The 21,737-nt window shown below is 62.5% G+C and carries 29 protein-coding genes; 13 read left to right on the plus strand and 16 right to left on the minus strand.

Annotated features, from left to right (window positions below):
- The first annotated feature begins 206 nt into the window (after positions 1 to 206).
- Positions 207 to 413, plus strand: coding sequence for a hypothetical protein (locus tag RTH46_RS24935; protein ID WP_316906874.1), 207 nt, complete (start codon positions 207 to 209; stop codon positions 411 to 413).
- Here the strand turns inward: RTH46_RS24935 and hisC are convergent.
- The 10 genes from hisC to RTH46_RS24985 all read right to left on the minus strand — a co-directional run bounded on the left by hisC (position 386) and on the right by RTH46_RS24985 (position 8,314).
- A complete protein-coding gene (gene hisC / locus RTH46_RS24940) occupies positions 386 to 1,432 on the minus strand; it encodes a histidinol-phosphate transaminase (protein ID WP_153787393.1) in 1,047 nt (348 codons plus the stop codon). The two genes, RTH46_RS24935 and hisC, sit on opposite strands and share 28 nt — an antisense overlap.
- 2 nt (positions 1,433 to 1,434) lie before the next feature.
- Positions 1,435 to 2,757: a histidinol dehydrogenase gene (hisD, locus tag RTH46_RS24945; protein ID WP_279846569.1), complete on the minus strand. Its 1,323-nt coding sequence runs from the start codon at positions 2,755 to 2,757 to the stop codon at positions 1,435 to 1,437.
- Positions 2,758 to 2,884: 127 nt separating this feature from the next.
- Entirely contained in the window at positions 2,885 to 3,520 is a 636-nt protein-coding gene (hisG, locus tag RTH46_RS24950; protein ID WP_011532429.1) for an ATP phosphoribosyltransferase, read from the minus strand.
- Positions 3,521 to 3,613: 93 nt separating this feature from the next.
- Positions 3,614 to 4,879 carry a UDP-N-acetylglucosamine 1-carboxyvinyltransferase gene (murA, locus tag RTH46_RS24955; RefSeq protein WP_153787395.1) on the minus strand — a complete coding sequence of 422 codons (1,266 nt, stop codon included), beginning with the start codon at positions 4,877 to 4,879 and terminating at the stop codon, positions 3,614 to 3,616.
- Positions 4,880 to 4,902: 23 nt separating this feature from the next.
- On the minus strand, positions 4,903 to 5,142 hold the full coding sequence (locus tag RTH46_RS24960) for a BolA family protein (RefSeq protein ID WP_110993420.1): 240 nt from the start codon (positions 5,140 to 5,142) through the stop codon (positions 4,903 to 4,905).
- 118 nt (positions 5,143 to 5,260) lie between these two features.
- Positions 5,261 to 5,563 carry a lipid asymmetry maintenance protein MlaB gene (locus RTH46_RS24965; RefSeq protein ID WP_153787396.1) on the minus strand — a complete coding sequence of 101 codons (303 nt, stop codon included), beginning with the start codon at positions 5,561 to 5,563 and terminating at the stop codon, positions 5,261 to 5,263.
- On the minus strand, positions 5,560 to 6,213 hold the full coding sequence (locus RTH46_RS24970) for a phospholipid-binding protein MlaC (RefSeq protein WP_279846571.1): 654 nt from the start codon (positions 6,211 to 6,213) through the stop codon (positions 5,560 to 5,562). The genes RTH46_RS24965 and RTH46_RS24970 overlap by 4 nt, the downstream gene beginning before the upstream one ends.
- A 9-nt stretch (positions 6,214 to 6,222) precedes the next feature.
- Positions 6,223 to 6,708: an outer membrane lipid asymmetry maintenance protein MlaD gene (gene mlaD, locus RTH46_RS24975; protein ID WP_110993423.1), complete on the minus strand. Its 486-nt coding sequence runs from the start codon at positions 6,706 to 6,708 to the stop codon at positions 6,223 to 6,225.
- Positions 6,708 to 7,505, minus strand: a complete 798-nt coding sequence (gene mlaE / locus RTH46_RS24980; RefSeq protein ID WP_279846572.1) for a lipid asymmetry maintenance ABC transporter permease subunit MlaE — start codon at positions 7,503 to 7,505, stop codon at positions 6,708 to 6,710. The genes mlaD and mlaE overlap by 1 nt, the downstream gene beginning before the upstream one ends.
- Complete coding sequence (locus tag RTH46_RS24985) at positions 7,505 to 8,314, minus strand: ATP-binding cassette domain-containing protein (RefSeq protein ID WP_110993425.1); 810 nt, start codon at positions 8,312 to 8,314, stop codon at positions 7,505 to 7,507. Before RTH46_RS24985 ends, mlaE begins: the two co-directional genes overlap by 1 nt.
- 246 nt (positions 8,315 to 8,560) lie before the next feature.
- Between RTH46_RS24985 and RTH46_RS24990 the strand changes: the two genes are divergently transcribed.
- From RTH46_RS24990 to RTH46_RS25045, 12 genes are all read left to right on the plus strand, one after another.
- A complete protein-coding gene (locus RTH46_RS24990; RefSeq protein ID WP_232883118.1) occupies positions 8,561 to 9,535 on the plus strand; it encodes an SIS domain-containing protein in 975 nt (324 codons plus the stop codon).
- Positions 9,536 to 10,060 carry a KdsC family phosphatase gene (locus RTH46_RS24995; RefSeq protein WP_153787398.1) on the plus strand — a complete coding sequence of 175 codons (525 nt, stop codon included), beginning with the start codon at positions 9,536 to 9,538 and terminating at the stop codon, positions 10,058 to 10,060.
- A gap of 8 nt (positions 10,061 to 10,068) precedes the next feature.
- Positions 10,069 to 10,641: an LPS export ABC transporter periplasmic protein LptC gene (gene lptC, locus RTH46_RS25000; protein WP_316906875.1), complete on the plus strand. Its 573-nt coding sequence runs from the start codon at positions 10,069 to 10,071 to the stop codon at positions 10,639 to 10,641.
- Positions 10,628 to 11,152, plus strand: coding sequence for a lipopolysaccharide transport periplasmic protein LptA (gene lptA / locus RTH46_RS25005; protein WP_110993429.1), 525 nt, complete (start codon positions 10,628 to 10,630; stop codon positions 11,150 to 11,152). The genes lptC and lptA overlap by 14 nt, the downstream gene beginning before the upstream one ends.
- Positions 11,153 to 11,878: an LPS export ABC transporter ATP-binding protein gene (gene lptB, locus RTH46_RS25010; RefSeq protein ID WP_153787400.1), complete on the plus strand. Its 726-nt coding sequence runs from the start codon at positions 11,153 to 11,155 to the stop codon at positions 11,876 to 11,878.
- 184 nt (positions 11,879 to 12,062) lie between these two features.
- Entirely contained in the window at positions 12,063 to 13,556 is a 1,494-nt protein-coding gene (locus tag RTH46_RS25015; RefSeq protein ID WP_279846575.1) for an RNA polymerase factor sigma-54, read from the plus strand.
- Between the two features lie 78 nt (positions 13,557 to 13,634).
- Positions 13,635 to 13,943 carry a ribosome hibernation-promoting factor, HPF/YfiA family gene (hpf, locus tag RTH46_RS25020; RefSeq protein ID WP_110993432.1) on the plus strand — a complete coding sequence of 103 codons (309 nt, stop codon included), beginning with the start codon at positions 13,635 to 13,637 and terminating at the stop codon, positions 13,941 to 13,943.
- Between the two features lie 12 nt (positions 13,944 to 13,955).
- Positions 13,956 to 14,420, plus strand: coding sequence for a PTS IIA-like nitrogen regulatory protein PtsN (gene ptsN / locus RTH46_RS25025; protein ID WP_110993433.1), 465 nt, complete (start codon positions 13,956 to 13,958; stop codon positions 14,418 to 14,420).
- 2 nt (positions 14,421 to 14,422) lie between these two features.
- The gene (rapZ, locus tag RTH46_RS25030) at positions 14,423 to 15,277 is read left to right on the plus strand and encodes an RNase adapter RapZ (RefSeq protein WP_153787402.1); all 855 of its coding nucleotides are present in this window, start codon (positions 14,423 to 14,425) and stop codon (positions 15,275 to 15,277) included.
- Positions 15,278 to 15,297: 20 nt separating this feature from the next.
- Positions 15,298 to 15,570, plus strand: a complete 273-nt coding sequence (locus tag RTH46_RS25035; RefSeq protein ID WP_011532412.1) for an HPr family phosphocarrier protein — start codon at positions 15,298 to 15,300, stop codon at positions 15,568 to 15,570.
- Positions 15,571 to 15,663: 93 nt separating this feature from the next.
- Positions 15,664 to 16,035, plus strand: coding sequence for a type II toxin-antitoxin system RelE/ParE family toxin (locus RTH46_RS25040; protein ID WP_316906876.1), 372 nt, complete (start codon positions 15,664 to 15,666; stop codon positions 16,033 to 16,035).
- Entirely contained in the window at positions 16,028 to 16,348 is a 321-nt protein-coding gene (locus RTH46_RS25045; RefSeq protein WP_316906877.1) for a helix-turn-helix transcriptional regulator, read from the plus strand. Before RTH46_RS25040 ends, RTH46_RS25045 begins: the two co-directional genes overlap by 8 nt.
- Before the next feature lie 3 nt (positions 16,349 to 16,351).
- On the opposite strand, the gene RTH46_RS25050 is transcribed toward RTH46_RS25045, so the two are convergent.
- From RTH46_RS25050 to pmbA, 6 genes are all read right to left on the minus strand, one after another.
- Positions 16,352 to 17,245: a ZIP family metal transporter gene (locus RTH46_RS25050; protein ID WP_153787464.1), complete on the minus strand. Its 894-nt coding sequence runs from the start codon at positions 17,243 to 17,245 to the stop codon at positions 16,352 to 16,354.
- 11 nt (positions 17,246 to 17,256) lie between these two features.
- Complete coding sequence (locus RTH46_RS25055; RefSeq protein WP_316906878.1) at positions 17,257 to 17,868, minus strand: superoxide dismutase; 612 nt, start codon at positions 17,866 to 17,868, stop codon at positions 17,257 to 17,259.
- Position 17,869: 1 nt separating this feature from the next.
- Positions 17,870 to 18,331 (minus strand): DUF2753 domain-containing protein, encoded by a 462-nt coding sequence (locus tag RTH46_RS25060; protein WP_232883108.1) that lies wholly within the window; start codon positions 18,329 to 18,331, stop codon positions 17,870 to 17,872.
- Positions 18,332 to 18,356: 25 nt separating this feature from the next.
- Positions 18,357 to 19,733, minus strand: a complete 1,377-nt coding sequence (locus tag RTH46_RS25065; protein ID WP_153787406.1) for a class II fumarate hydratase — start codon at positions 19,731 to 19,733, stop codon at positions 18,357 to 18,359.
- Positions 19,726 to 20,127 (minus strand): FagA protein, encoded by a 402-nt coding sequence (locus RTH46_RS25070; protein WP_153787407.1) that lies wholly within the window; start codon positions 20,125 to 20,127, stop codon positions 19,726 to 19,728. The genes RTH46_RS25065 and RTH46_RS25070 overlap by 8 nt, the downstream gene beginning before the upstream one ends.
- Before the next feature lie 197 nt (positions 20,128 to 20,324).
- Positions 20,325 to 21,671: a metalloprotease PmbA gene (gene pmbA / locus RTH46_RS25075; RefSeq protein WP_316906879.1), complete on the minus strand. Its 1,347-nt coding sequence runs from the start codon at positions 21,669 to 21,671 to the stop codon at positions 20,325 to 20,327.
- Positions 21,672 to 21,737 lie beyond the last annotated feature (66 nt).

Here is a 21,737-nt window from a genome sequence, read left to right on the forward strand (position 1 = left end):
AGCACCCTTCGGCGCAGCCGAAGGCGCGAGATGTAGACTTGCGCAGCAAGTCGGAGGCCGCGCGGGCCCGGAGGACGCCGAAGCGAAGGGACCCCGAAGCGCAGCGTAGGGGCCGTATGAATGGAGCGAGCGGCTTTGGTTACTTTGGCCAAGACCAAAGTAACCCGCCGTAAGGGCGGAAAGGTGACTATGCGTCGACATCGCAAATGAATGCGCATAAAACTTTCAAAACAACAACAACAACAACAACAACAACAACAACAACAACAACAACAACAACAACAACAACAACAACAACAACAACAACAACAACAACAACAAAGGGCGAATTAGGAGGAAATCAACTGCCCCCCAATTCGCCCCAGCATCAACAACTCAACTCAAATCAATCAAGCGCATCAAGCAAAGCCTGATTCATCTCCGGCGTCCCAACCGTAATCCGCAAGAACTGCACAATCCGCTCCTGCTTGAAGTGCCGCACAATAACCCCCTGCTCCCGCAGCCGCGCCGCAATCCCCCCCGCATCCTGCTCCGGATGCCGAGCAAAAATGAAGTTCGCCGCCGAAGGCAACACCTCGAACCCCCGCGCCTGCAACGCCGCAACCAACACCTCACGGCTGTCGATCACCTTGCGGCAAGTCTCGTCAAAGTAAGCACGATCCTCGAACGCCACCGCAGCCCCGACAATCGCAGCCCGGTCCAACGGGTACGAGTTGAAGCTGTTCTTGATCCGCTCCAGCGCCTCGATCAAGTCCGGATGCCCCACAGCCAGGCCAACCCGCAGCCCAGCCAAAGAACGCGATTTGGACAGCGTCTGGGTCACCAGCAGGTTGTCATAGCGATCAACCAGGCTGATGGCCGTCTCGCCACCGAAGTCGATGTACGCCTCGTCCACCACCACCACCGAATCCCGATTGGCCTGCAGCATCTGCTCCACCGCCTCAAGCGGCAGCAGGCAACCGGTCGGCGCATTGGGATTGGGGAAGATGATCCCGGCGTTCGGCTTGTTGTAGTCCGAAACGCGAATCTGGAACTGCTCGTCCAGCGCCACCTGCTCGTACGGGATGCCGTACAGCCCGCAATACACCGGGTAGAAGCTGTAGCTGACGTCCGGGAACAGCAACGGCGCATCGTGCTGGAACAGGCCGTGGAAGATGTGCGCCAGCACCTCGTCCGAGCCGTTGCCGACAAACACCTGCGCCGGGGTGACACCGTAGTACTCGGCCACCGCCTGCTTGAGCCGGTCACCATTCGGGTCCGGGTACAGGCGCAGGTTGTCGTTCAACTCACCACGCATGGCCTCCAGCGCCTTGGGCGATGGGCCATAGGGGTTCTCGTTGGTGTTGAGCTTGACCAGCTTGGCCAGCTTGGGCTGCTCGCCCGGCACGTAGGGCACCAGGTCCTTGACGAAGGGACTCCAGAAACGACTCATGCTCAATTCCCCTTCTCGGTGAGGATGCGGTATTCGGCGCTGCGGGCGTGGGCGGTCAACGACTCGCCACGGGCCAGTACCGAAGCGGTGTGGCCAAGCTCGGATGCGCCCTGCTCGGAACAGAAAATGATCGACGAACGCTTCTGGAAGTCATACACGCCCAGCGGCGAGGAGAAGCGCGCGGTGCCGGAGGTTGGCAGTACGTGGTTGGGGCCAGCGCAGTAGTCGCCCAGCGCCTCGCTGGTGTGACGGCCCATGAAGATCGCGCCGGCGTGGCGGATCTGCGGCAGCCAGGCCTGCGGGTCGGCCACCGACAGCTCCAGGTGTTCGGGGGCGATGCGGTTGGCCACCTCGATGGCCTGTTGCATGTCGCGCACCTGAATCAGGGCGCCACGGCCGTTGATCGATTTTTCGATGATCTCGGCGCGCTCCATGGTTGGCAGCAGCTTGTCGATGCTGGCGGCAACGCGATCGAGGAACTCGGCATCGGGGCTGACCAGGATGGCCTGGGCATCTTCATCGTGTTCGGCCTGGGAGAACAGGTCCATGGCGATCCAGTCCGGATCGGTCTGACCATCGCACACCACCAGGATCTCCGACGGGCCGGCGATCATGTCGATACCCACCTGGCCAAATACATGGCGCTTGGCGGTGGCCACGTAGATGTTGCCCGGGCCGACGATCTTGTCCACCTGCGGCACGCTTTCGGTGCCGTAGGCCAGGGCCGCGACGGCCTGGGCGCCACCCACGGTGAACACCCGATCGACGCCGGCGATGCAGGCAGCAGCCAGCACCAACTCATTGACCTCGCCACGCGGGGTCGGCACTACCATGACCACTTCACCGACACCCGCAACCTTGGCTGGAATCGCGTTCATCAGCACCGACGAGGGATACGACGCCTTGCCGCCCGGCACGTACAGGCCGGCGCGGTCCAGCGGGGTGACCTTCTGGCCGAGCACGGTGCCGTCGGCTTCGGTGTACTGCCAGGAGTCCTGCTTCTGCCGCTCGTGGTACAGGCGCACGCGGTTGGCGGCTTTCTCCAGTGCTTCACGCTGCACCGGGGTGATGCGGGTCAGCGCCAGCTCCAGGCGGGCACGATCGAGGATCAGGTCATCGATGGTCTTGGCGTCGACACCGTCGAAGCGCTGGGTGAATTCAACCAGCGCTGCGTCACCGCGCTCGCGCACCGCCTTGATGATGTCGAGCACGCGCTGGTTGACCGCGTCATCGGACACACTTTCCCAGCTCAGCAGATGATCCAGATGTCGGGCGAAATCCTGGTCAGCGGCGTTGAGACGGGCAATTGCAGTGGACACGGTCATGGCGAGGGCCTCGTTTTATTAGCGAATGCTCAGGCGCCCAAGGCTACCAGTCCATCCGCGCGGGCACCTGAGAAAGAAGGCTATGACGCGGATAGACGGGCGCGACAGCGAAGGTCGCGCGCAGAAGTCAGCCGCGGTGTCGCGATTCGACGGCGTTGCGCAGGGTGTCGATCAGGCTTTGAATGCGGGCGTGCTGCATTTTCATGGAGGCCTTGTTGACCACCAGGCGCGAACTGATCGTGGCGATCAGCTCCTGGGGCTCGAGGCCATTGGCACGCAGGGTGTTGCCGGTGTCGACCACGTCGATGATCTTGTCGGCGAGGTTGATCAGCGGGGCCAGCTCCATCGAGCCATACAGCTTGATGATGTCGACCTGGCGACCCTGTTCGGCGTAGTAACGCTTGGCCACGTTGACGAACTTGGTCGCCACGCGCAGACGGCCCTTGGGCTCGGGTGCGCCAGTGACGCCAGCGGTCATCAGCTTGCATTGGGCAATCTGCAGGTCCAGAGGCTCATACAGGCCCTGGCCGCCGTATTCCATCAGCACGTCCTTGCCGGCTACACCGAGGTCGGCGGCGCCATGCTCGACATAGGTCGGCACGTCGGTGGCCCGCACGATGAGCAGGCGCACGTCGTCCTGCGTGGTGGGGATGATCAGCTTGCGGCTCTTGTCCGGGTTCTCGGTCGGCACGATACCGGCCTCGGCCAGCAGTGGCAGGGTATCGTCGAGAATACGGCCTTTGGATAGCGCGATGGTCAACATGGGAAACGTCGGTCCTTAAGCGGCTACAGCCGGCCAGGCAGTGAGCCTGGCCGGTATTCGATTCGGTAGGCGCCTCCGTGCGCCTGCGGGCTACTAGCCCGGTACGCGACGGATCTTCGCGCCCAGCATCTGCAGTTTTTCCTCGATGCACTCGTAACCACGGTCGATGTGGTAGATGCGATCGATCAGGGTGTCACCCTCGGCAACCAGCGCCGACAGCACCAGGCTGGCGGAAGCACGCAGGTCGGTGGCCATCACCGGAGCGCCCTTGAGCGTCTTGACGCCGGTAACGATGGCGGTATTGCCTTCGACCTGGATCTGCGCGCCCATGCGGTGCATCTCGTAGACGTGCATGAAGCGGTTTTCGAAGATGGTTTCGATCACTGCACCAGTGCCTTCGGCGATGGCATTGAGCGAAATGAACTGCGCCTGCATGTCGGTAGGGAACGCCGGGTAAGGAGCGGTACGCAGGTTGACGGCCTTGGGCCGCTTGCCATGCATGTCCAGCTCGATCCAGTCTTCACCGGTGGTGATATCGGCGCCGGCTTCCTTGAGCTTCTCGAGCACGGCTTCAAGGATGGTCGGATCGGTGTCCTTGACCTTGACGCGACCACCGGTAACGGCAGCGGCGACCAGGTAGGTACCGGTCTCGATACGGTCGGGCATGACGCGGTAGTTGGCCGAGGCCAGGCGCTCGACGCCATCGATGGTGATGGTGTCGGTGCCGGCGCCCTGAACCTTGCCGCCCATGGCGTTGATGAAGTTGGCCAGGTCGACCACTTCAGGCTCGCGAGCGGCGTTCTGCAGCACGCTGCGGCCCTTGGCCAGTGCCGCGGCCATCATGATGTTCTCGGTACCGGTCACGCTGACGGTGTCGAAGAAGAAGTGCGCACCGCGCAGGCCGCCCTCGGGGGCCTTGGCCTTGATGTAGCCGCCTTCGACCTCGATCTTCGCGCCCATGGCTTCCAGGCCGCGGATGTGCAGGTCAACCGGACGCGAGCCGATGGCGCAGCCGCCAGGCAGGGCCACTTCAGCTTCGCCGAAACGGGCAACCATCGGGCCAAGCACCAGGATCGAGGCGCGCATGGTCTTGACCAGCTCGTAAGGAGCAACCAGGGTCTTGATGGTGCGCGGGTCGATCTCCACGGCCAGCTTTTCGTCGATCACAGGCTCGATGCCCATGCGACCGAACAGCTCGATCATGGTGGTGATGTCGTGCAGGTGTGGCAGGTTGCCCACGGTAACCGGGCCATCGGCCAGCAGGGTCGCCGCCAGAATCGGCAGGGCCGCGTTCTTCGCACCGGAGATGCGAATTTCGCCGTCGAGGCGTGGGCCGCCAGTGATAATCAGTTTGTCCATTTGTGTCTCGCCGCCAAGTTGGCTCAGGTGCGCTCAGCCCAGGCTGCGCTGCTGAAGAATTTCATGGTTACCGCGTGAATGGCGCCGTTGGCGATCCACGGATTGAGGTGAGCATAGATCGCCTGCTGACGCTTGACCGGGCTCAGGCCGGCCAGCTCGTCGCTGATCACGTTCAACTGGAAGTTGCAGCCTTCGCCTTCAACTTCGACCCGGGATCCCGGCAATTTCTCTTCCAGAAAGCTTTTGACTTCTACGGCCTGCATGCTCAACCTCGATCGGCGCCCAACGCGCGCGGGTCGGCCATCATACAAAAAAGCCCCTCGCCTGCGAAGCCCATGACGGGATGCGCTGACCGAGGGGCCTTCACCTTCGTGCCAGCCATCAAACGGCCAGCACTTCATCGAGGTCATAGACCCCGGCAATTTCCAGCATGTCGGCAGGCATGCCGCGCACTTCGCAGGCCTTGCCAGCCGCCTGGGCATCACGCATGAAGGCCAGCAGCAGGGACAGCCCGACGCTGCTCGACTTGACCACCGCGCTGCAGTCGAGCACCAACCGCGGCTCGCCACTGGCGGCGATCAGTGCCTTGCCCTGCTGGCGCAGGGCCGGCCCGCTGCGGTAGTCGAGCACCCCGGCCAGGCAAATCACACCGGGTTCGGGCATGCTCACGGCAGCATCACTCATTTGACTTCCTTATCCGGCGAGTTGTCGGCGGTTTCCTTGGCCTTGGCCACCTCGCCGGCCCAGCCGTCGATGGTCTTGTCCAGGCTGTTACCGTTGCGCTGCATGGCGTCGGCGAACTGGTCGCGGAACAGCTTGCCGATGTTGATGCCGTTGACGATGACGTTGCGCACTTTCCACTCGCCGTCGATCTTCTGCATGGTGTACTGCACCGGATAGACCGCACCGTTGTTGCCGGTGATCTTCATGCCGACGCTGGTGCGGTCGCCGTCCTCGGCCTTGGCCGGGTCGACGGTGATGCCCTGGTTGTTGTACTCGAGCAGGGCGTTGCCATAGAACTGCATCAGGCTGCGCTTGAAGTTCTCCTGGAAGCGCTGCATCTGCTCCGGGGTGGCCTTGCGCGAATACTTGACGGTCATGATGCTCTTGGAGATGCCGTCGGCATCGACCACCGGGCCAAGGTTGCCGTTGAGTGCGGCATAGAACGCCTCAGGGTTGGCCTTGTACTGCGCCTTGTTGGCCTTGAGATCGTTCAGCAACTGGGTCGTGGTGCCCTGGATGACGTCACGGGCGGACTGCCCCGGCGCCGCCATGGCCAGCAGGGGGAAGGCCGCCAGCAGAACCAGCAGGCCACGTCGCAGGATCGAAATCATGGAAACTCCTTAATTAGCCGGTTGCGCTTCTTTGGGTTCCTTGCCCACGGTATTGAGCAGGAATTTGCCGATCAGGTCTTCCAGCACCAGCGCCGACTGGGTGTCGTGGATGGTGCTGCCGTCTTTGAGAACCGCTTCTTCGCCGCCCACGCTGATGCCGATGTACTTCTCGCCCAGCAGGCCGGCGGTCAGGATCGAGGCAGTGGAGTCGGTCGGCAGGTTGTCGACGTTCTTGTCCAGCTGCAACGTGACCCGACCGGTATACGAATCGCGGTCCAGATCGATGGCCGTGACCTTGCCGATGGTCACACCGGCCATGGTCACTTTAGCTCTGACCGTCAAACCGGCGATATTGTCGAAGTACGCATAAACTTTGTACGTGTCGCTGCTCGGGCTGGCCGACAGCCCGCTGACACGCAGGGCCAGCAGCAGCAGCGCCAGGATCCCGGCCAGGAGGAACAGGCCGACACCGATTTCCAGGGTGCGGTTTTGCATCAGAAATCTCCAAACATCAAGGCGGTCAGAATAAAGTCCAGACCCAGGACTGCCAACGAGGCATAGACCACGGTCTTGGTGGTGGCACGACTGATCCCTTCTGAGGTGGGCTCGCAGTCATACCCCTGGAATACGGCGATCCAGGTGACGACGAAGGCAAACACCAGGCTCTTGATCAGCCCGTTGATCACGTCGTCGGTGAAAGAAACGCTGTTCTGCATGTTGGCCCAGAACGAGCCTTCGTAGACGCCCAGCCAGTCGACCGCGACCCACGAGCCACCCCAGATGCCCACCACGCTAAAGATCAGCGCCAGCAGCGGCAGCGAGATGAAGCCGGCCCACAGGCGTGGGGCGACGATGTACTTGAGCGGGTCGACACCAATCATTTCCAGGCTCGACAGCTGCTCGGTGGATTTCATGTTGCCGATTTCGGCAGTCAGCGCAGAACCGGCGCGGCCGGCGAACAGCAGGCCGGTCACCACTGGCCCGAGCTCACGCAGCAAGGTCAGGGCAACCATCTGCCCCACGGCCTGCTCCGAACCATAGCGGGCGAGGATGCTGTAGCCCTGCAGCGCCAGCACCATGCCGATGAACACCCCGGACACGACGATGATCGCCAGCGACAGCACGCCAACCGAATAGAGCTGCTTGACCAGCAACTGGAAGCCGCCGCCGACACCACCTCGACCGCTCAGCGCGTGACCAAGAAACAGGCAGGAGCGGCCCAGCACCGCCAGCACGTCGATGGCCGAGCGGCCAATCAGACGGATACGTTCGAGTAAGGATTTTCTGCGCATCAACGCGCCCCCAGCAAATCGGCGCGGTAGTCTGGCGCAGGGAAGTGGAAGGGTACCGGGCCGTCCGGGTCGCCCTTCATGAACTGGCGGATACGCGGGTTGTCCGAGCCCATCAGCTCGGCAGGCGTGCCCTGCCCCAGTACCTGGCCATCACCCACTACATAGATGTAGTCGGCAATGCTGGCGGTTTCCGCCAGGTCGTGCGAAACCACGATGCTGGTGATACCCAGAGCGTCGTTGAGCAGGCGGATCAGACGGACCAGCACGCCCATGGCGATCGGGTCCTGGCCGACGAACGGCTCGTCGTACATGAGGATCTGCGGGTCGAGGGCAATCGCCCGGGCCAGCGCCACGCGGCGCTTCATGCCGCCGGAGAGCTCGTCGGGCATCAGATCGATGGCACCGCGCAGGCCCACGGCCTGCAACTTCATCAGGACGATGTCGCGAATCAGATCGTCCGGCAGCTCGGTGTGCACGCGCAGCGGGAAGGCGACGTTCTCGAAGACATCGAGGTCGGTGAACAGGGCGCCACTCTGGAACAGCACGCCCATCTGCTTGCGCGCATCGAACAGGTCGCCCCGCGACAACGCGGGCAGGTTCTGGCCATTGACCCAGACTTCTCCGCTGGACGGCCGCAACTGTGCGCCCATCAGACGCAGCAAAGTCGTCTTGCCGCACCCCGAAGGCCCCATGATACCGGTGACCTTGCCGCGGGGAATGCGAATGTCCACGTTGCTGAAAATGCTGCGCGAACCACGCTTGAAGGTGACTCCCTTCAGCTCGACCGCGCAGGCGCTATCCACACTCATCTAGACTCCTTGCAATGCAGCCTCGTCTTCATGGACGCCTGCCTTCATCTTGAAGGCACACTGGTCCCTGGCGGGCCGAACAGCGGCGAACTATAGCACCGCAGAAGGCACGCCCCCAAGGCCGCAAATACGGCTGTTCAGGCAGGCGACAGCCTTCTAGTGGATTCTTGCGACAATCGAATGGATGAGCCTTTCACACATTGCGGCTATAATCGCCGCCTTTTCATCAGGCATTGCGTTTTCGACATGAGCCAATCCAGCGAGCTGATCCAATCCGCCCAGCGCACCTTGCGCCTGGAACTCGAGGCAGTGCAGGCACTGCTGGCCCGCATCGACGGTGATTTCGTCAAGGCCTGCGAGCTGATCCTGGCGAGCAAGGGCCGGGTGGTCGTGGTCGGCATGGGCAAATCCGGGCATATCGGCAACAAGATCGCCGCCACCCTCGCCAGCACCGGCACACCGGCGTTTTTTGTGCACCCGGCCGAAGCCAGCCATGGCGACATGGGCATGATCACCCGTGACGATGTCATCCTAGCCCTGTCCAACTCGGGCAGCACCGCCGAGATCGTCACCCTGCTGCCGCTGATCAAGCGCCTGGGGATCCAGATGATCAGCCTGACCGGCAACCCGGACTCGCCGCTGGCGCAGGCCGCCGAAGTCAACCTCGACGCCAGCGTCGCCCAGGAAGCCTGCCCGCTCAACCTGGCGCCGACCTCCTCCACCACCGCCTCGCTGGCCCTGGGCGATGCACTGGCCATCGCCCTGCTGGAAGCGCGCGGCTTCACCGCCGAAGACTTCGCCTTCTCCCACCCCGGTGGGGCACTGGGCCGGCGCTTGTTGCTCAAGGTCGAGAACGTGATGCATGCCGGCGACGAACTGCCCCAGGTGCAGCGCGGCACCCTGCTCAAGGACGCGCTGATCGAAATGTCGCGCAAGGGCCTGGGCATGACCGTGGTGCTGGAGCAGGACGGCACGCTGGCCGGGATCTTCACCGACGGCGACCTGCGCCGCAGCCTCGATCGCAATATCGACGTGCACAAGACCCTCATCGACGAAGTCATGACCGTGCATGGCAAGACCGCCCGCGCCGAGATGCTCGCCGCCGAGGCGCTCAAAATCATGGAAGACCACAAGATCAGCGCACTTGTCGTTGTCGATCAGAGCGACCGGCCGACCGGCGCCCTGAACATGCACGACCTGCTGCGCGCCGGAGTGATGTAAATGAACCAGGACCTCATGCAACGCGCCAAGGCCATCAAGCTGGCGGTGTTCGACGTTGACGGCGTGCTCACCGATGGCCGCCTGTACTTCCTTGAAGACGGCAGCGAATTCAAGACCTTCAACACCCTCGACGGCCACGGCATCAAGATGCTCATGGCCGCAGGCGTCACCACGGCGATCATCAGCGGGCGCAAGACGCCGGTGGTCGAGCGCCGGGCGAAGAACCTCGGCATCCCGCACCTGTTCCAGGGGCGCGAGGACAAGCTGGTGGTGCTGGACGGCCTGCTTGCCGAACTCAATCTAAGCTACGAACAGGTCGCCTATCTGGGTGACGACCTGCCCGACCTGCCGGTGATTCGCCGGGTAGGCCTGGGCATGGCGGTAAGCAATGCCGCGCCGTTCGTTCGCCAGCATGCCCACGGCGTCACCCAGGCACGTGGCGGCGAAGGCGCCGCCCGCGAGTTCTGTGAACTGATCATGCAGGCCCAGGGCACCCTGGACGCTGCCAACGCCAATTACCTGTAAGGCCCCCCATGTTCAGCAAGAAGATCAGAAATTTCGCGCTGCTTGGCGTGATAGCCGCCGTGCTGGTGGCCGTCGGGTACTGGAACATCAGCCCCGAGAGTTTCCTCGACAAGCCGGTCGCGCAGACCGACGAAAGCGCCATCGACTACTACGCGATCAACGCTCACAGCGTGCAGTTTTTGCCTGACGGCAAGCTGCAATACGAAATGACCGCCGACAAGGTCGAGCACCTCAAGACCAGCGAAGTCACCCTGGTGACCACGCCCGACCTGCACATGTACCGTGGCACCGAGTACCCCTGGCATGTGCAGAGCACGCGCGCCGAGGTCAACCCGGACGGCACCGAAGTCGAATTGATCGACAATGTGCGGGTTGCCCGCACCGACGAAAAACAACGTCAAACCATTATTACCAGCACACGCATGACCGTGTTCCCGCAGAAGCAATATGCGCAGACCGAGCAAGCCGTTAGAATCGACGGCGCCGGTGGCACGACTACGGGCAAAGGAATGAAAGCGTATTTGAAAGAAGGCAGGATGGACCTGCTCTCTAACGTAAGAGGACAGTATGAGGCTCGTTAAAACCATCCCCCTTCTGCTCAGCCTGGGCGTAGCACTGGGAAGCGCGAGCGCCTTCGCCCTGCCGAACGACCGTGACCAGCCAATTCGCATCCAGGCCGACAACGCGCACCTGGACGACAAGCAGGGTGTGGCCACCTACACCGGCGACGTGATCATCACCCAAGGTTCGATGGTGATCAAAGGCAACACCGTGACCATGACCCGCGCCGCCAACGGCGACATCGACGTGGTCACCTCGGTGGGCAACCTGGCTTACTTCGAGCAGCAGCAGAGCGCTGCCAAGCCGGACAAGATGAAAGGCTGGGCCGTGACCATCCAGTACCAGGCGCAAAAGGAAATGGTCATCCTGACCGACCGCGCCAAGGTCGAGAACGAAGGCAACACCACCGAAGGCGAGAAGATCGTCTACAACACCAAAACCCAGGTGGCGACCGCCGGCCGCGGCGGCAACGTGACTGCACCACGTCAGCGTATCGACATGGTCATTCAACCGAAGAAAAAGGCCGAGTAAATGGCAACCCTCAAAGCCCAGCACCTGGCCAAGAGCTACAAAGGCCGGCAAGTCGTTCGCGACGTCAGCCTGTCTATCGAAAGCGGCCAGATCGTCGGCTTGCTCGGCCCCAACGGCGCCGGCAAGACCACCTGCTTCTACATGATCGTCGGCCTGGTCCAGGCCGATCAGGGCCGGGTACTGATCGATAGTCTCGACGTCAGCCACCAGCCCATGCACGGCCGTGCCCAATCCGGCATCGGCTATCTGCCGCAGGAAGCCTCGATCTTCCGCAAGCTGTCGGTGGCCGACAACATCATGGCCATCCTCGAGACCCGCAAGGACCTCGACCGCGACGGCCGGCGCAAGGAGCTGGAAAGCCTGCTGCAGGAATTCCACATCAGCCACATCCGCGACAACCTCGGCATGAGCCTTTCCGGTGGTGAACGCCGTCGTGTCGAGATCGCCCGCGCCCTGGCCACCGCGCCCAAGTTCATCCTGCTGGATGAACCGTTCGCCGGCGTCGACCCGATCTCGGTGGGCGACATCAAACAGATCATCCACCACCTCAAGAACAAGGGGATCGGCGTGCTGATCACCGACCACAACGTTCGCGAGACGCTGGATATCTGTGAGACGGCCTACATCGTCAACGATGGTCAACTGATCGCCGAGGGCGATGCCGAGACCATCCTGGCCAACCAGCTGGTCAAGGAGGTCTACCTGGGTCACGAGTTCCGCCTCTGATCCAGGCCCGCCTGGAGCACTGGCGCACACGCCCGTTCAGGGCTTAAGTGTAACTGTGCTCTAGGCAAGCGCTAGAATTTCAGGCATACGAGTTGCATAAGAACTTGCTTAAAATCGGCGCCCAGCGCCCTACAGGTAGTAGATGGCGCATGTGCGCCGGCTAACAAGGTATTAAGCCCCTGCCATGAAACCATCGCTCGTCCTAAAAATGGGCCAGCAACTGACGATGACCCCGCAGTTGCAACAGGCCATCCGTCTGCTTCAGCTCTCCACCCTGGACCTACAGCAGGAAATCCAGGAGGCGCTGGAATCCAATCCGATGCTCGAACGCCAGGAAGACGGCGACGACTTCGACAACAGCGACCCGATGGCGGACAACGCCGAAAGCAAGCCGGTCGCCGAAGCCCAGGACACCAGTTTCCAGGAAACCACCAGCAACACCGAAACCCTGGAAGAAGGCGAGTGGGCCGAGCGTATCCCCAACGAGCTGCCTGTCGACACCGCCTGGGAAGACATCTACCAGACCAGCGCCAGCAGCCTGCCCAGCAACGATGATGACGAGTGGGACTTCACCACCCGCACGTCCGTGGGCGAGAGCCTGCAAAGCCACCTTCTCTGGCAACTCAACCTCGCGCCGATGTCCGACACCGACAGGCTGATTGCCGTCACCCTGATCGACAGCATCAACGGCCAGGGCTACCTGGAAGATACCCTCGAAGAAATCTGCGCCGGCTTCGACCCCGAGCTCGACATCGAGCTGGACGAGGTAGAGGCGGTGCTGCACCGTATCCAGCAGTTCGAGCCCGCCGGCATCGGCGCCCGCTCCCTGGGTGAGTGCCTGCTGTTGCAGCTGCGCCAGCTGCCGGCCTCGACGCCGTGGATGAGCGAAGCTCAGCGCCTGGTCAGCGACTATATCGACCTGCTCGGCAGCCGCGACTACAGCCAGCTGATGCGCCGCATGAAGCTCAAGGAAGATGAACTGCGCCAGGTCATCGAGCTGGTGCAGACGCTCAATCCGCGCCCAGGCTCCCAGATCGAGTCGAGCGAGCCCGAATACGTGGTGCCGGACGTCATCGTGCGCAAGGACAACGAACGCTGGCTGGTCGAGCTCAACCAGGAAGCCGTGCCGCGCCTGCGGGTCAATCCGCAGTACGCAGGCTTCGTGCGCCGCGCCGACACCAGCGCCGACAACACCTTCATGCGCAACCAGCTGCAGGAAGCGCGCTGGTTCATCAAGAGCCTGCAAAGCCGCAACGAGACCCTGATGAAAGTGGCGACCCAGATCGTCGAACACCAGCGCGGTTTCCTAGACCACGGTGACGAGGCCATGAAGCCGCTGGTGCTGCACGACATCGCCGAGGCGGTGGGCATGCATGAGTCGACCATTTCCCGGGTCACCACGCAGAAATACATGCACACGCCACGCGGCATCTACGAGCTCAAGTACTTTTTCTCGAGCCACGTGAGCACTGCCGAAGGCGGCGAATGCTCGTCCACGGCGATCCGCGCGATCATCAAGAAACTGGTCGCCGCGGAAAATCAGAAAAAGCCATTGAGTGACAGCAAGATCGCTGGTTTACTGGAGGCACAAGGCATCCAGGTAGCCCGTCGCACCGTCGCCAAGTACCGTGAATCGTTGGGCATAGCCCCTTCGAGTGAACGCAAGCGACTGATGTAGCCCCTGGGCAAGCCATAGCGTTTCAGTGGCAGGTGCAATACCTGCCTCTTTATGCACGGGCAACAAAGGAGAAGCTGTATGCAAGTCAACATCAGTGGACAGCATGTAGAAGTCACCCAACCACTGCGCGATTACGTGCTCGAAAAGCTCGCCCGACTGGAGGGTCATTTCGACAAGATCACCAACGTGACGGTGATCATGAAAGTCGAGAAGCTGCAGCAAAAGGTTGAAGCCACGCTCCAGATACCCGGTGGCGAAGTCGTTGCCAATGCCGAACACCAAGACATGTATGCCGCGATCGACGCGCTTGCCGACAAGCTCGACCGCCAACTGAAAAAACACAAGGAAAAACAGCAAAGCCTGCTGCAAGGCGCAGCCGCCCGCTGATCCCCCTCATCCATGATCCGACTTGAAACCATCCTGACCCCCGGCCGTTCCCTCGTGAACGTGCCGGGCGGCAGTAAGAAGCGCGCCCTCGAAAAGGTCGCCACTGTAATTGCCGAGCAGATCCCAGAGCTCGAGATGCAAGACGTCTTCGAGAAGCTGATTGCCCGCGAGAAACTAGGCTCCACCGGTTTTGGCAATGGCATCGCCATTCCCCACTGCAGGCTCGAGGGTTGCTCTGCGCCCGTCAGTGCCCTGCTGCACCTGGAAGCTCCCATCGATTACGACGCCATCGATGGCGCGCCCGTGGACCTGCTGTTCGTCCTGCTGGTCCCTGAAGCCGCGACCGATGCGCACCTTGAATTGCTGCGCCAGATCGCCAGCATGCTCGATCGCGAGGATGTGCGTAAGCGCCTGCGTGCTGCCAACAGCAACGAAGCGCTCTACCAGGTGGTCCTGGACGTCCAGAACGAGGCCTGAACATGCGCCTGATCATCGTCAGCGGCCGCTCCGGCTCGGGTAAAAGCACCGCCCTCGACGTGCTGGAAGATAACGGCTACTACTGCATCGACAACCTGCCTGCCGGGTTGTTGCCGCAGCTGGCGGAAAACGCGCTGATCAACACCGAGTTGCAACAGCCCAAAGTGGCTGTCTCCATCGACGCGCGCAACCTGCCCAGCCACCTGACGCGCTTCCCCGAACTGCTGGAAGAAGCGCGCAACCGGCATATCCAGTGCGATGTACTGTATCTGGACGCTGACGAAGAAACCCTGCTAAAGCGCTTTTCCGAAACCCGCCGCCGCCACCCGCTGACCAACGCCAACCGTTCGCTGGCCGAGGCCATTCGGGTAGAAAGCGAGCTGCTGGGCCCCATCGCTGACCTGGCCGACCTGAAGATCGACACCACCCGGCTGAACCTGTACCAGCTGCGCGATTCGATCAAGCTGCGACTGCTCAACCAGCCGGAGCCCGGCACCGCCTTCCTGGTCGAATCCTTCGGTTTCAAACGCGGCATGCCCGTGGATGCCGACGTGGTATTCGACGTGCGCTGCCTGCCCAACCCCTACTGGAAACCGGAACTTCGTGACCACTCCGGGCTCGAACAGCCGGTAATCGACTACCTGGCCGCCCAGCCGGACGTCGACGAGATGTTTCAGGATATCTCCAGTTACCTGCTCAAATGGCTACCCCGCTTCGCCGCCAGCAACCGTGCCTATGTCACCATCGCCATCGGCTGCACCGGCGGCCATCACCGCTCGGTGTACATCACCGAACGGCTCGGCCAGTTGCTCCAGCAATCCCTGAAAAACGTCCAGGTCCGCCACCGCGACCTCTAACCCACAGGATCCGCCCCACGATGCCCGCCCGCGAAATTACCATCATCAACAAGCTGGGCCTGCATGCCCGCGCGGCAGCCAAGTTCGTCGGCGTGGCCGGGCGCTTCCCCTGCCAGGTGAGGGTCGGCCGCGCACCGGACAAACTGGTGGACGGCAAGAGCATCATGGCCGTGATGATGTTGGCAGCCGGCAAGGGCACCCAGGTGCACCTGGCCACCGAAGGCGAGCAGGACAACGACGCCATGGATGCGCTGGTGGCGTTGATCAACAACTTCTTCGACGAAGGCGAATAACCCTCCCCCGCGTAACATCCGCTACCAATTGTCGGCGTGAACAATCCTGTGATTGTCTCTATACCAATATAGGTATAGATTCGAGGCGATCTCATGGAAGCGATCAAGAATGTCAAACGCCTGTTCTGGGTTGGAAGCTCTCGGAAGGATATCCAGGCACTCCCCACTGATGTCCAGGATGTATTCGGTTTTGCCCTGTATCAGGCCCAGGAAGGCGCAAGGCACTGGCAGGCAAAGGTGCTCAAAGGGTTTTCAGGGAGCAGTGTGCTCGAGGTGGTCGAAGACCATCACGGCGACACCTATCGTGCGGTCTACACCGTCAGCCTGGTCGACGCGGTCTACGTGCTGCACTGTTTCCAGAAGAAATCCCGCAGCGGCATCAAAACCTCAAAGCATGACGTTGATTTGATCCATGCCCGCCTGAAGCAGGCAAAGGCCCATTCGAAGGGGATGACACATGATTGAAATCGAAGAAGGCACTGGCAACGTCTATGCCGACCTGCACCTTGCCGACGCCAGCGAGATGCTGGTCAAGGCCCGCCTGGCCAGCAAGATCTGCAGCATCATCAAGGCACGCCAGCTCACTCAGCTGCAGGCCGCCGAGCTGCTCGGCCTGAGCCAACCCAAGGTCTCCGCCCTGACCCGCGGCAAATTCCGTGGCATCAGCGAAAGCAAGATGATCGATTGCCTCGCCCGCCTGGGCCGGGACATACAGATCGTGGTGAAAGAAGCCCCCAAGACCCGGCGCGAAGGCCGGGTGGAAGTGATTTTCGCCTGAGGCTCAGGACATCGCCGTATCCATCACCATCATCAGGCAGAAGCCCACGCACAAGCCCAGGCTTGCCAACCGGTGATGGCCATTGCTGCGTGACTCGGGGATGATTTCCTGGGTCACCACCAACAGCATCGCCCCCGCCGCGCAGGCCAGGCCCAGCGGCAACAGCAGTTCGGCAATGTTCACCAACCAGGCGCAGATCACCGCCGCCAACGGCTCGACCAGCCCGGACGCAGCGCCAATCAGGAACGCCTTGAAGCGCGGCATCCCGGCCCCCGCCAACACCAGGGCAATCACCAGCCCTTCCGGCACATCCTGCAGGGCAATGCCCATGGCCAGGCTGTCGGCATCGGCCATCCCGCCCCCGGCAGACACACCAATGGCCATGCCTTCGGGAATGTTGTGGGCAATGATGGCAATGACAAACAGCCAGATCCGCGCAGCGATCACCGGCTGCTGCCCGGTACCGACCAGCGCTTCGGGGGATGCCCCGGAAACCCTCAGATCTACCAGGAACAGGCACAACGCCCCGAACAATAGGCCGCTGCTGATCAAGCCACCGGCGCCCCAGGGGCTGTAGCCGATGGCCTGGGCCGCCTCCAGCCCCGGGATGATCAACGAGAACGCGGTGGCGGCCAACATTACCCCGGCGCCAAAGCCGAGCAAGGTATCGGCCAGCGCCACAGGCATGTTGCGAATCACCAGCACCGGTACCGCCCCCAATGCCGTGCCCAGTGCGCACAATGCACCGCCCTCCAGGGCACGCAACATGCGCGGTTCCAGGTCCAGCCAGGCGATGCCGCGCGCCACCAGCAGCGCGGTGCCAACCAGCAACAGCAAGGTCCCAAGCGCCAGGCGGAACAGGCGCACACTGCTGACAGACATCACCTCGGAGCGCATACCGGTTCGACTCACTTCAGGGTTTCAAGGTAGCGGCGTTCCACTTCGGCCCAGTCGACCACGTTGTAGAAAGCACCAATGTATTCCGGGCGACGGTTCTGGTACTTCAGGTAGTAGGCATGCTCCCACACGTCGAGCCCCAGGATCGGCGTATTGCCGTGCATCAGCGGGCTGTCCTGGTTGCTACTGCTTTCCACCACCAGTGTTTTCGCCGGCGTGACGCTGAGCCAGGCCCAGCCACTGCCGAAGCGGCTCAGCGCCGCCTTGGTGAACGCGTCCTTGAACGCCGCGAAACCACCCAGCTGCACATCGATGGCCTTGGCCACCTCACCCTGAGGTTCACCGCCGCCCTTGGGCGACATGACGGTCCAGAACAGGGTGTGGTTGGCGTGACCGCCGCCCTGGTTGATCACTGCCCCTCGCAACTGCTCGGGCAACTGCTTGACCGCGCCGACCAACTGCTCCACCGGCCATTCGGCCCACTCGGTGCCCTCGATGGCGGCATTGAGGTTGTTGATGTAGGTCTGGTGGTGCTTGCTGTGGTGGATCTCCATGGTCTGGGTATCGATGTGCGGCTCCAGCGCATCGTAGGCATAAGGCAGTGCAGGCAAGGTATGGGGCATGTCAGTGGATTCCATGAGCAGGTGTGCGAAGCGTGAGGTCCGTTTGCGCGACCAGTTCGCTGGTAGCCGGCGCCTGGCGATTGAGCAGGCGCTCGGTGCGCGGGTACTGGCCATATTCGGCGATGAAACTCAGCAACTCGGTGTAGGTGCGTGCGCTGTGGCGCAGCGCGGCATCGCGCAGCGCCTGGGGCAGACGTTGCTCCTGGCTGGCCTGGAGCAATGCCTGGTGCGCAGCGCACAGGTAGTCGGCGCTTTCGTGCGGCTGGTTCAGCCGCAGGTGCAGGTCGGCCAGGTTGTGATGGGCGATGACCAGCGCGGCCACCGCCTCATCGACGTCATGCCAGCGCTCGAACAGCACCTGGGCCAAGGCCAGCGCTTGCAGGTAGTGTTCCCGGGCATCGACCAGCTCGCCCTGGTCGAACAGGCGATTGGCGTTTTGCGTGGTGCGTCTCCAGTGCTGCATGACGTGTCTCCTGGGCAGCCTTGGCTCAGATGCCGCCGGCGGTGAGTTTTTCCGGGTTGAGCAGCGCTTCGAGCTGGTCGCGGGACAGGTCGGTGTGCTCCAGGGCCACATCGATGACCGGGCGCCCCTGCTTGTAGGCCGTCTTGGCGATTTCGGCAGCCTTGAGGTAACCGATGATCGGGTTCAACGCGGTGACCAGGATCGGGTTGCGCGACAACGCTTCCTTGAGCTTGCCTTCGTTGACCTTGAAGGTCGCGATGGCCTTGTCGGCCAGCAGGCGGCTGACGTTGGCCATCAACTCGATGCTTTCCAGCAGGTTGCGAGCGATCACCGGCAGCATCACGTTGAGCTCGAAGTTGCCCGACTGCCCCGCCACGGCGATGGTGGCGTCGTTGCCGATCACTTGGGCGGCAACCATCGCGGTAGCCTCCGGGATCACCGGGTTGACCTTGCCCGGCATGATCGACGAGCCCGGCTGCAGGCCCTGCAGTTCGATTTCACCGAGGCCGGCCAGCGGGCCGGAGTTCATCCAGCGCAGGTCGTTGGCGATCTTCATCAGCGCCACCGCGGTGGTCTTGAGCTGGCCGGACAACGCCACGGCAGTGTCCTGGGAGCCGATCAGGGCGAACAGGTTCTGGCCCGGGGTGAACTCGACCTTGGTCAGGCCACTGAGCTGGCGAGCGAAGCCAGCCGCGAACTGCGGGTGGGCATTGATCCCGGTGCCGACTGCGGTGCCGCCCTGGGCCAGCGCCTGCAAGCTTGGCAGCGTGGCCTCGACATGGGCCTGGGCGCCTTTGATCTGCGCCGCCCAGCCATCGAGCACCTGGCTCATGCGCACCGGCATGGCATCCATCAGGTGGGTGCGGCCAGTCTTGACGTACTTGTGTACTTCGACGGCTTTGCTCTCGATCACCTGCGTCAGGTGACGCAAGGCCGGCAGCAACTGCTCATGCAGGGCCAGGGCGGCGCTGACGTGGATGGTGGTGGGGATGATGTCGTTGCTGCTCTGGCCGCAGTTGACGTGATCGTTGGCATTGACCTGCTCGCCGAGCACACGGCTGGCCAGGGTGGCGATTACCTCGTTGGCGTTCATGTTCGAACTGGTGCCGGAGCCGGTCTGGAACACATCGACCGGGAAGTGCTGGATGAAATCCTCGGCCAGCAGTTGCTCCACGGCCTTGACGATTGCCCCGCCCTGCTCCGGGCTCAGTTGCTGCAGTTCGACGTTGGCCTTGGCCGCGGCCGCCTTGGCCAGCAGCAGGGCGCGGATGAACTGGGCCGGCATCGGCTTGCCGCTGACCGGGAAGTTGTCGACCGCGCGCTGGGTCTGGGCGCCGTACAGGGCCTGGGCCGGCACCTGCAGTTCACCCATGCTGTCACGCTCGATACGGGTATCACTCATCTTCAAGTCCTTGCATCAGTTCTTCGGGAGAAATCGACGGCAACAGCACACAGGTGGCTAGTTGCATCGCAAAGGGTTGCCAGCGCTCGTTGTGCGCCTGGCGATCGAGGTTGCGCAGGTCGAGCAACGGGCGCCACGCCTGGTCGAGGCACAGGCAGCGCCAGTGCCAGGGCAGCATGCGGTCGCAGGCGGTATCCAGCAGCAGGCGGAAAGAGGTCATTGCCACCGTCCATGGCGAGGTCTCGGTGCAGCACACCAGGTAACGGCCTTCGGCCAGGTAGTGCTCGATCAGGCGTGGCTCGTCAGGCTCCAGGGCACAACGAATACGCCGGCTGAGCCAGCGCCAGTTTTCCAGGTAGGGCAGTTCGTGGAGGACGGTTTTCATGAAGATCATCGCCGGGTGACTGGATAATGATATTCATTATTAATTGATAAATAGAATCAATTCAAGGAAGACGAAAGGCAAATAAAAACCCGGCGCGATGGCCGGGTTGGGGTGCACAGGATGTGGACAGCGTGGGAGCGGGSTTGCCCCGCGATGATCTGTAGACCAATCGCGGGGCAASCCCGCTCCCACAATCCAGCAGCAGATCAGCTACCGGCCACCGTCATCCGCTCGATCAGCACCGAGCCACTGTGGATATTGCTGCGAGTTTCGATATCGCTGCCAATCGCCACGATTTGCTGGAACATGTCTTTCATATTGCCGGCGATGGTGACTTCCTGCACCGCATGCTGGATCTCGCCGTTCTCTACCCAGAAGCCCGCCGCGCCACGGGAATAGTCGCCGGTGACCATGTTCAGGCCATGCCCCATCAGCTCGGTTACCAGCAGGCCGCGCCCCATGCGACGGATCAACGCCGCCTGGTCCTCGACCCCATGGGTGACGAACAGGTTGTGCACACCGCCGGAGTTGGCGGTGCTCGGCAGCCCCAGCTTGCGCCCGGAATAGGTGCCGAGGATGTAGGAAACCAGCTCGCCTTTGTCGACGAACGGCTTGGCGTAGGTCGCCAGACCATCACCGTCAAACGAGGCACTGCCCAACGCTCGCGGAATGTGCGGGCGCTCGTCCAGGGTCAGCCAGGTGGGGAACAAGCGCTGGCCAAGGGTGCCTTCGAGGAACGACGACTTGCGGTACAGGTTGCCGCCGGAGATCGCCGACAGGAAGCTGCCGAACAACCCGCCCGCCAGCTCGGCGCTGAACAGCACCGGCACTTCGCAGGTCGGCACCGGTCGCGCGCCCAAGCGGCTGGCGGCGCGCTGGGCGGCCCGCACGCCAATGCTGCTCGGGTCGGCCAGCAAATGGCCCTGGCGATTGACGTCGTACCAGTAGTCACGCTGCATCTGCCCGTCACCCTCGGCAATCATCACGCAGCTCAGGCTGTGGCGGGTGGAGGCGTAGCCGCCGATGAAGCCATGGCTGTTACCGTACACCCGCACACCTTGGTGGGTATTGAGCGTGGTGCCATCGGCATTGAGGATGCGTTTGTCGGCATCGAAGGCGGCCGCCTCGCAGGCCAACGCCATCTCGATGGCCTTTTCCGGCTCGATGTCCCAATCGTGGTACAGATCGAGGTCGGGCAGTTCACGGGCCATCAACGCCGCATCGGCCAGGCCCGAGCAATCGTCTTCGGAAGTATGCTTGGCGATGGCCAGTGCCGCCGCGACGGTCTCACGGATCGCCTCAGGGCCGCTGGCCGAGGTGCTGGCCGAGCCCTTGCGCTGGCCAACGTAGAGGGTGATGCCGAAGCCCTGGTCGCGGTTGAACTCGACGGTCTCGACTTCGCGCTGGCGCACGCTGGTGGACAGGCCCTGCTCCAGCGACACCGCCACTTCGCATGCGCTGGCGCCCTGGCGACGCGCTTCGGCGACGATCGCTACGACCTGTTCCTGCAACGCCGGCAGGTCCTTGGGGCCTACGCTCTGGACTGCACTCATGGTTCTCTCCACTGAAAATTCTGCGTACGGCTTGGGTCATTCTACGACCGGGCCGGACAAGCGGCC

This window comes from Pseudomonas sp. zfem004 (assembly GCF_032621715.1).
Lineage (GTDB): Bacteria > Pseudomonadota > Gammaproteobacteria > Pseudomonadales > Pseudomonadaceae > Aquipseudomonas > Aquipseudomonas sichuanensis.